An 8,733-nucleotide genomic window follows, 5' to 3' on the forward strand; every position below is an offset into this window, starting at 1 on the left:
CGTCGCTTCCTTGCGCGAAGCAGTATGTGTGTTGGAGGCGGAGTAGTCGCCGAACTACTGGCATGGGAAGATCCACCTTGAACATAGATCTGTCGCCGCGGCACCTGCAATTGCGGGAAACTCTCTTCCGCCGCTGGAAGACGAATGGGGTCAGGATCGGGGACAAGATCGAGTCCCAGAACGAGATCGTGCAGTTCTGCGACTTCTCCCTGATCACCGTCATCAAGACGCTCAAGGACCTCGAGGCCGAGGGCGTGATCCGCCGCCAGGTCGGCAAGGGATCGTTTCTGGTCCGTGCGCCGTGGAGCGAGGCCCACCACCGGGTCGGTTTCTTCTACAACCGCGACATTGTCGGCGGAGGCATCTTCAACAACGAGTTCTACACCAAGCTGGTGGTTGCATTCGAAAAGCAGGTGGTCTCGGACGGGCATGAGTTCATCCTGGGCAGCTTCACCCACAAGAGCATGCCGATCCACCTGTGGGACGCGCTCGACGTTGTGGTCCTGACCGGCATCACCAAGGAGACCCGCCTCGACAAGCTGGCCGACACCTCGAGCCAGGTGGCGATCATGGATCTGGTCATCGAGGGACTGCCGTACCACGCCTACCGCCTCGACTTCGAACCTGCCTTCAAGCAGATGTTCGCCCAGCACGACGGCGAAACGCACAAGTACCTCTACCTCAATTCCTCCATCGCCTCGAGCGAGCAGGCCATGCGCCTCGAGGCCTTCCAGCGCGCCTGTGCCGCGTGCGGGACGCCGCAGCAGCTGAAGGTGATAACGGTCGACCAGGAAACGGGCGAAGGCGCCGCCGAACTCGAGGCCGTGCTGGAAAGCTACCGGCCCGATTTCGTCTGCGGTTACATCCACCGCAGCTGGATTCCCGCGATCTCCGCGCGGGCGGTCGCCTATCCGTACCTGCTCGACAGCAACCGGCCGAGCTTCGAGGTCAATTCGTCCGAATGGATGAAGCAGGTCCTTTCCGACATCTACTCCAACCTCGAGGACCGGCGTCCCGGCGCGATGGTCTTCAGTTTCCCGGCGACCTTCCACCCATGACGGCCGATCGCATGCCCCACCTCAAGATCGTCGACGCGGGCGCCCGCTCGCACCTGCCCTTCTCGCCCGGCATCATCGCGGGCGACTTCATGTATGTCTCGGGCCAGGCCTCGGTCGATGCCGAGACGGGCGCCATCATCCCGGACAGCTTCGAGGGCGAGATGCGCCGCTCGATCGCCAACCTCAAGGCCATCCTCGAGGCCGGCGGGCTGAGCCTCGACCACGTGATCAACGTCAAGTCCTACCTCGCCGACGAGGCCGACGGGGCGCTCTACAACCGCATCTATCCCGAGTATTTCGGCCGGCCGGCGCCGACCCGCAGCACCATCGTGGGCGTGCTCGGCACCAAGCTCAAGTTCGAACTCGATTGCGTCGCCTACCGCCACGCGACGCGGCAGCAGGCGACCTGAGGGTTCAGCCCAGCGCCCTGTCGAACGCCGCCATCGACTCGTCGGCATAGGTGGCGAGGGCGATCACGTCGGCGCCGACCGAGAGCAGGTTGTAGCCCATGTCGACATACTCGCCGATCAGCTCGCGGCTGACGACGGTCGCGGCGATCTTGCCGTGCTTGCGCGCCACTTCGGCTATCCGCTTGCGCACCGCCTTGACGTCCGGATGCTGGATCTGGCCGGGGATGCCGGTCGCGACCGAATAGTCGCCCGGCCCGAAGAACAGGCAATCGACCCCGTCCATCTCGGCGATGGCCTCGAGATGCTCGAGCGCCTCCGGATCCTCGATCTGGTAGCAGGCGAAGCGCTCGCGGTTGGCGCTCTCGAGGTAATCGAGGAAGCCGACGCGGGTGAACTGGGCGTCGTTATTGCCACCGTCGACCGCGCGCTTGCCGACCGGCGCGAACTTGGTGATGTCGCGCACCCGCCGCGCATCGTCGGCGTTCATCACGTGCGGCACGATCAGCCCGGCGGCATCCATTTCATAGCCGCGGATGTAGTCGCTGTAGCTGCCCCGCGACACACGCAGCAGCGTATCGACGTCATAGAGCTTGGCGGCGCGGATCTGGTTCTCGATCTGCTCCCAGGTGGCCGAGGTATGCTCCATGCAGACCCAGATCGCATCGGGCTGGGCCGCCGCGAAGATCTCGGCCACCTTGGCGTCCGAGGTGTTGAGCTTGAGCACGCGCGCCACCTTGCCCTCGCGGATGGTGCGAAGCACGCGGCTGGGCCGCAAGCGGAAGCGTGAGGCGGGCGTCGCGGCGTAGGGCTGCGGCTGGGACAAGGCGGTCTCTCCTCGAAAGCGGTTTGTCGTCTACTTGGCGGTGTAGCCGCCATCGATCGGGATATTGGTGCCGGTGACGTAGACCGAGGCGTCGGAGGCGAGGAACACGATCGCTCCCTTGAGGTCGGTATCGTTGGCCATCCGCCCCAGCTGCGTGCGCTCGGAATAGGCTTTGACGAACGGCGCCGGCTGGTTGTTGAAGAAGCCGCCCGGCGACAGGCAGTTCACCCGTACGTTGTCGGCGCCGAGGATGCTCGCCGCCCAGCGCGTGAAGTTGAGCATGCCGCCCTTCTCGTAGTGATAGATCGGCGAGGGGTTGGGGGTCATGTTGGTACCGGCATAGTTGGCCATCTCGACCCCGACCATGCCCATCATCGAGCCGATATTGATCACCGAGCCGGATTTCTGCGCCCGCATCGTGGTGCCGAAGAGGTGCGTGATCTTGAACAGCGCCGAGGCATTGACCCTCAGGCTCTTGTCGAAGGCATCGAGATCGTTGCCCCAGCCATCGAGCGCCGAACGGGTGACGGCGTTGTTGACCAGCACGTCGCAGCGGCCGGCCCGAGCGATCACCGTCCGGTGCAGGTCCTCGATCGAGGCGTCGAGCGACAGGTCGAGCGGCAGCGCCGTGACGTCGAAGCCGCGCCCCCGCTCCTCCGCTGCCACTGCCTCGAGCTTGGCAACATCGCGCGCCGCAATGAAGGTCCTGGCGCCCGCCTCGGCCAGCGCCGCGACGATCTGCCGGCCATAGAGCCCGGCCCCGCCGGTGACCACGGCGACCTTGCCGGTGAGCGAAAAACTCTCGAGAACGCCCATTACAGCTGCTCCAGTTCGCTGAGAAACACCTTGCGCCCGCCCTGCTCGCGGCTCTCGATGCCGGCGATGACGAGCTGCATCAGCTCGCGCGTCTCTGCCCAGGGTACGGGCGGCACGCCGGTGCGCAGATAGTCGACGAAGCCGACCAGTTGCGTCTTGAACGCGTGATAGGTGTCGCCGAACTTGAGCTGCAGGCCGGCGGATGTCCCCGCCAGCGTCAGCATGCCGAAGGCGCCGTACATGTCCCTCGTCACCTGGATGACGACATCGATGCCGTCGCGGTGCCGGAGATGGACGACGTTGCTCTCCGCATCGCCGACATTCTGCACCGAGACATAGCCCGGCCCGGTGATCGGATAGACCGATTCCAGCGCATGGATGCCGTAGGCCTCCCACGACTTGGCCATGGAGACCCCGACATGCCGGAGCTGGCCGAGCGCGTGGGTAGCCTTGTGGTAGGGCACGTATTCCTTGGCGAAGCGCATCGCCGAGGAACTGATCAGCGGCTTGCCCTCGCCCACCCACCTGTCGAACGTCGCGAGGTCGGCCCGGTTGTCGCAGAGCGGCTTGTCGATGAACACCGGGATGCCCGCCTCGATGAACGGCCGGGCCCGCTCGACGTGCTCGAACCCCTTGTCGGTCGCCACCAGCACCGCATCGACCTCGCCGATGACGTCCTCGGCCCGTTTGGCCACGTTGGGGATCAGCGCCACCTTGGCCACGGACACCGCGTCGGCCGGATCGTCGGTCCACACATGGGTGACCTTGGCCCCCGGAATGCCGAGCGTCCCGGGCGGCTGCTTGACGATGTAGTCGCGGATGCCGGGATAGGGGCAGGCATTCAGCGCCTCGCGGTCGTAGCCGCCGTTGAAGATGATGCTCCACGAATAGGGATGGCCGTTGCCCTCGACCATGCCGAGCATGGCGAGGCGCAGGTCCGGCTTGGTCAGCGGAAAGCTCGGTGTCATCGAAAGGTCCTTACCAGGCGGTCCAGCCGCCATCGACGGTGAGCACATGGCCGGTCACGTAGCTCGAGGCCGGCGACAAGAGGAATGCCGTCGGACCGGCGGTCTCGTGCTGCGCCCCGATCCGCCCCAGCATGGTGGCGCGCTCGAGGTTGCCGATGAATTCGGGATTGGCCGCGACGGTCGCCGGATGCGGGAACGGCCCGGGGACGATGGCATTCACGCGGATGCCGCTGCGGCCATAGTGCGCCGCGAGATACTTCACCATCTGCACGATGCCGGCCTTGCCCGCGCCGTACTCGATGGGGTTGGGCGGCATCGGCGGCGGATAGTTGGCCATCACCGGCGCCACCACCCCGTACATGGATGAGTAGAGCACGATACTGCCGCCCTGCCCCATGTGACGCGCCGCTTCGCGCGCCAGCAGGAACGTCCCGGTGAGGTTGATGCGGTTGGCGCGGTCGAAATCCTCCGCCGTCAGGTCGTCGAGTCGCTTGCCGGAGGCGCCGGAGGTCGACATGACGACCCCGCCGAGGTTGCCACGGGCCGCCGCCTGCCGGACCACCGCCAGGATCGAGGCCTCGTCGGCGATGTCGATCGATAGGCCCGAAACCTTGCCGGTGCCCCCGACCGCCTCGATCGCCGCGACCGCCACCTCGGTCTTTTCGGCGCTGATGTCGGCGATGACGACGTCGCCGCCCAGTCGCGCGATCAGTTCGCCCGTGGGCGTGCCGAGGTAGCCGGCACCTCCGACCACGAGAAACGCCCTGCCGCTGAGGTCGAAGGCCGGAATGCTGGTCATCAGAGGCTCACGATCCGCTTTTCCAGCCAGGACTGCTTGGCCGCCAGCGCCACCCTGAGGTTGTCGCGCGCCTCGTCGAGCGTCGCCAGCCAGCACGGCTTGCCCTCGAGGGCGTCGAGCATGGCATTGGCCTGCAGCCTGAAGCGCGCCTGGTGTGCCTCGACCGGCACCAGCCCGTCCATGTAGTCGCGCTGTTCCTTCCATTGCCCGCTGTCGTCGTCGGCGAATTTCAGCGTGGAGTGGTCGACCATCAGGTTCCCCCTGGTGCCGATGAACTCGAACTGCGCCACGTTGCGCTTCTGGAACTGGTTCATCTCAACGTTGGCCATGGCGCCGCTCTCGAAGAGGATCGAAACCAGGCAGGTATCCTCCGTATCGGTGCCTTCGAGCACAAGCCGGTCGAACATGCAGGTGACGTGCGTCGGCTTGCCCATCAGCCAGATCAGCATGTCGAACAGGTGACTGGCGCCGTCGAGGATGGCGCCACCCCCCATCTCCGGCCGGGCGTAGTAGGTGCGCTGGAAGTCCGGGCGGTATTTCGGAAACTCCTGCGAGGAGTTGAGGTAGGCAAGCCGCAAGGTCCCGATCTTGCCGGCGAGGATCTGTTGGCGCAGCGCGATCACCTCCTCGGCGACCCGGCGCACATAGCCGACCCGTGCGACGATCCCCCTGCCCGCAACAAGTTCAAGGGCGGCGTCGACGCCCTCCATGGTCACCGCCAGCGGCTTTTCGACCATGAAGGCGAGTCCGGCCTCGGCGCAGGCCCGCATCAGGGCGACATGGTGGTTCGCCGGCGCGCAGATCACCGCCAGGTCGAAGCTCGAGAGATCCGCATCGGCGATGTTGTCATAGGCCTCGGTGAGGCCGAACATCGCCATCGCCTCGGCCTTGCGGCCGGGGTCAGGCTCGACGATCGCCAGGCTCGCCCGCCCGGTCTGGCCATAGCCTTTCAGATGACGGCGACCGATGCCGCCGCTGCCGACAATGAGGACTCTCTTCACCCGCCAGGCCCCTGCAATCCAGACAACCGGACCGCGAGAAGCGGCCCCGATACGACGTCCTCAGACTAGTATGTTGTCATGTTAATGGTATATTTGATGCTGTCAATCGCGTGGCGCACCGTCGGGGCGACCCCGACAAGGTTGCCGGGAACGACAGGCAGTGCGAAGCTGCCGCCACCGGGAACCCGTGCTGCGGAGCGACGACGGTGAAACTCAGTACCGTCCTGGTTTCGAGCGACGCGAACCCGCTCTACATCGATTTCTTTCCGCTCGTGCACGCCGTCTGGGCGAGGCTGGTCGGCGTCCGCTGCGTTCTCGCGCTCGTCGCGGACGAGGTTCCCTACGCGCTCGCCGGGATGCACGAAGACATCCTGCACTTTGCCCCCATCGAAGGCGTGAGCGACGGGCTGCAGTCTCAGTGCATCCGCCTTCTGGCTCCGCAACTCATGGGTGGATCGGACGCAGTCCTGATCTCGGACATCGACATGCTGCCGATGAATCGTCGCTACTTCGTCGATAGCGTGGTTGGGGTGCCCGACACGTCATTTGTCGTCTATCGGTCGAATGCCCTCGCGGATCACCCTGATCAGGTCGCCATGTGCTACAACGCCGCGGCGCCGGCGACCTGGGCGAAGCTCGTCGGCCATCGCGTCGCGACCATCGCGGAGGCCCGGGACGTCGTGAAGCAGTGGGCGGCCGGGGTGGACTATGACGGCACCTCCGCGCGCCCGGGCTGGGCCACGGATCAGGTGCTTCTCCGCCGGTTTGTCGACAGCGCCGGCGGCGACCTGGATGTGGTGAAGCTGACGGACCGGCAGATCGGCTTCAGGCGACTGGACCGCAGCGGCATGCGCAACAGGGCGAATGCCCTGCAGATGGCACTGGCCCGGCGACACGAGTACAGCGACTATCACATGCTGCGGCCCATGACGGTTCACGCGGGTGCCAACCACGAGATCGCCAAGACCGTGCTCGAGGGCCGCCCTCGGCCCGCCGATCCGGTCCGCACATTGCTTGTCAGTTCCTTGGCAGGAAGGGTCTACGCCGGCCTGAACCGTCGCCTGCCCGGCCTGTTTCCGTAGCGGCCGGCATGCGCGCTTCCCGTCAGCGAGCGGGCGGAAGCGCACCTCCAGCTTGACTCCTGCAGATGGTATGTTGTCATGCCAATCGCATATTTGGGTAGCCAATCGCGAGGAGAGACAAGGTGACGCGGAAGCCAAGGGTCCTCATCACCGGCGCCAGCGGCCTGATCGGCCGCCTGGTCGTGCGCGATCTCTCCGACCGCTATGCCTTCAGCGGTCTCAGCCGCCGACCGGTGGAGGGCATTCCCCACACCATCGCCGACATCACCGACCTCAACGCGGTGCGGCAGGCCTCCGCCGGCATGGACATGGTGCTGCACCTCGCGGCCGAGACCGAAGACTACGATGACTGGGACAAGGTGCGGCGCGTCACCATGGGCGGCACCCTGAACATGTACCGCGCCGCGCAGGAGGCCGGCGTCAAACGCGTCGTCTTCGCCAGCGCCGGCAGCACGATGATCGGCTACGAGTGGTACGAGGGCTCGCCCTACGGCCGGCTCGCGGCCGGCACGCTCGATCGCCTGCCGGAAGGCGAGCGCATGCTGCTCCACACCGATCCGCCGCGGCCCGATACCTTCTACAGCGTCGGCAAGCTGTTCGGCGAGCACACCGGCCGGCTGTTCTCCGATCGGTACGGCATGTCGGTGCTGGTCATCCGCGTCGGCGCCGTGCTGCCCGACGACAAGCCGTCGCTGGTGCGCGAACTGCCCGGCTATCTGTCGCACCGGGACCTTGTCAGCATGATCGACAAATGCCTCTCGGCTCCGCCGGACCTGAAGTTCGACATCTTCCACGCCATTTCCGAGAACGCGCGGCGCTGGCGTGATACCGACCACGCCAAGCGGGTGCTGGGCTGGACCCCGGTGGATTCGTCCGACGTCTTCGACGCGGCCACCCTCGCCTAGAGAGCGAGGCGGAAGCCCTTGATGATGTACTGGTGGTTCTCGAAGCTCCAGCAATAGGCGAGCAGGTCGCCGCCCTGGAGCCGCAGCAACGACGGCTGGCCGAACTTGAGGTCGCCGAACTGCTGCTTCATGTCGACGGTCGTGCTCGCCATGGCGGGATCGGCGAAGAGCTCCAGTTCGTCCTCGATCAAGAACCCGTCGCCCGCGACGTTCACTCGCCGCACCACCAGTCCGGCCGGTTCCTCGCGATGCGTGTGAATGGTCAGCAGCGTCTCGCCCTCAATGTGGATGAGGCTCGACGACTGCCCCCTGACGCCGGTGTCCACCGCCGCCCCGAAACTCTGCCCGCCATCGCTGGAAAAGGCGATGTGGTTGTCGAGATTGACCTCTCGCGTGTGGTCATACGCCCACCACAGCGCGGCCACCCTGCCCTCGCCCCAGGCGACGAGCCGGCTTTCGAACGCATGTATGTCGGACCCGGGAGCCCGGTAGAACTCGCTCAGCTTGAACCAGCTTGCCCCGGCGTCGTCGCTCGCCACAACCCAGCCCGCGTGCCCGGTGCGCCGGAGGTGAAACGGCGATCCGGGCGCGATGATGCGGCCGGTCGGCAGTTGCGTGGCCGGACCCGACAGTTCGAGCGGTGCCCCGCCGATGTCGATCGGTTGCGTATCGGACCAGGTCTGCCCCATGTCTCGCGACAGGCTGAACTTGGGGACCAGGCGCGGCAATTCCTGCGTTACCGGATCGACGATCGGCTGCAGCGGGTCCGGGCGTTCGAACACATATCCGGTGGCGACCAGTGTGCCATTGCCGAGCAGCAGCGGCTTGAAGCTCTCCTGCTCGGGCGGCGTCGACTCGCGCGGATTGAGCC

At 66.0% G+C, this 8,733-nt stretch carries 10 protein-coding genes; 4 read left to right on the forward strand and 6 right to left on the reverse strand.

The window, feature by feature from the left end; all coding sequences use genetic code 11:
* The first annotated feature begins 77 nt into the window (after positions 1 to 77).
* Both ACE3TU_RS15360 and ACE3TU_RS15365 read left to right on the forward strand, forming a co-directional pair.
* Positions 78 to 1,058 (forward strand): hypothetical protein, encoded by a 981-nt coding sequence (locus tag ACE3TU_RS15360; protein ID WP_374625707.1) that lies wholly within the window; start codon positions 78 to 80, stop codon positions 1,056 to 1,058.
* Positions 1,055 to 1,468 carry a RidA family protein gene (locus ACE3TU_RS15365; RefSeq protein WP_374625710.1) on the forward strand — a complete coding sequence of 138 codons (414 nt, stop codon included), beginning with the start codon at positions 1,055 to 1,057 and terminating at the stop codon, positions 1,466 to 1,468. Before ACE3TU_RS15360 ends, ACE3TU_RS15365 begins: the two co-directional genes overlap by 4 nt.
* 4 nt (positions 1,469 to 1,472) lie before the next feature.
* Here the strand turns inward: ACE3TU_RS15365 and ACE3TU_RS15370 are convergent, their stop codons facing one another.
* Genes ACE3TU_RS15370 through ACE3TU_RS15390 form a run of 5 tightly spaced genes read right to left on the reverse strand, consistent with a single transcriptional unit; the run spans position 1,473 to position 5,875 of the window.
* Entirely contained in the window at positions 1,473 to 2,291 is an 819-nt protein-coding gene (locus ACE3TU_RS15370; protein WP_374625713.1) for an HpcH/HpaI aldolase/citrate lyase family protein, read from the reverse strand.
* 30 nt (positions 2,292 to 2,321) lie between these two features.
* Positions 2,322 to 3,107, reverse strand: coding sequence for an SDR family oxidoreductase (locus ACE3TU_RS15375; RefSeq protein WP_374625715.1), 786 nt, complete (start codon positions 3,105 to 3,107; stop codon positions 2,322 to 2,324).
* Positions 3,107 to 4,075: a Gfo/Idh/MocA family protein gene (locus tag ACE3TU_RS15380; protein WP_374625717.1), complete on the reverse strand. Its 969-nt coding sequence runs from the start codon at positions 4,073 to 4,075 to the stop codon at positions 3,107 to 3,109. The genes ACE3TU_RS15375 and ACE3TU_RS15380 overlap by 1 nt, the downstream gene beginning before the upstream one ends.
* Positions 4,076 to 4,085: 10 nt before the next feature.
* Complete coding sequence (locus ACE3TU_RS15385) at positions 4,086 to 4,874, reverse strand: SDR family NAD(P)-dependent oxidoreductase (RefSeq protein ID WP_374625720.1); 789 nt, start codon at positions 4,872 to 4,874, stop codon at positions 4,086 to 4,088.
* Complete coding sequence (locus tag ACE3TU_RS15390; protein WP_374625722.1) at positions 4,874 to 5,875, reverse strand: Gfo/Idh/MocA family protein; 1,002 nt, start codon at positions 5,873 to 5,875, stop codon at positions 4,874 to 4,876. The genes ACE3TU_RS15385 and ACE3TU_RS15390 overlap by 1 nt, the downstream gene beginning before the upstream one ends.
* Positions 5,876 to 6,081: 206 nt before the next feature.
* On the opposite strand from ACE3TU_RS15390, the gene ACE3TU_RS15395 reads away from it, so the two are divergent.
* Positions 6,082 to 6,957, forward strand: a complete 876-nt coding sequence (locus ACE3TU_RS15395; protein WP_374625723.1) for a hypothetical protein — start codon at positions 6,082 to 6,084, stop codon at positions 6,955 to 6,957.
* A 122-nt stretch (positions 6,958 to 7,079) separates the two neighbouring features.
* Positions 7,080 to 7,862, forward strand: a complete 783-nt coding sequence (locus ACE3TU_RS15400; protein ID WP_374625725.1) for an NAD-dependent epimerase/dehydratase family protein — start codon at positions 7,080 to 7,082, stop codon at positions 7,860 to 7,862.
* On the opposite strand, the gene ACE3TU_RS15405 is transcribed toward ACE3TU_RS15400, so the two are convergent.
* Positions 7,859 to 8,733, reverse strand: an 875-nt coding sequence (locus ACE3TU_RS15405; RefSeq protein WP_374625727.1) for a sialidase family protein, incomplete at its 5' end; no start/stop codon positions are given. The genes ACE3TU_RS15400 and ACE3TU_RS15405 overlap by 4 nt on opposite strands.

The sequence above is a fragment of the Devosia sp. genome, assembly GCF_041917035.1.
GTDB lineage: Bacteria > Pseudomonadota > Alphaproteobacteria > Rhizobiales > Devosiaceae > Devosia_A.

What these genes read in the sequence shown, in the direction of transcription:
- ACE3TU_RS15365 (WP_374625710.1), top strand. Translation starts at nt 1,055, where the DNA reads ATGACGGCCGATCGCATGCCCCACCTCAAGATCGTCGACGCGGGCGCC.
- ACE3TU_RS15375 (WP_374625715.1), bottom strand. Translation starts at nt 3,107, where the DNA reads ATGGGCGTTCTCGAGAGTTTTTCGCTCACCGGCAAGGTCGCCGTGGTC.
- ACE3TU_RS15380 (WP_374625717.1), bottom strand. Translation starts at nt 4,075, where the DNA reads ATGACACCGAGCTTTCCGCTGACCAAGCCGGACCTGCGCCTCGCCATG.
- ACE3TU_RS15385 (WP_374625720.1), bottom strand. Translation starts at nt 4,874, where the DNA reads ATGACCAGCATTCCGGCCTTCGACCTCAGCGGCAGGGCGTTTCTCGTG.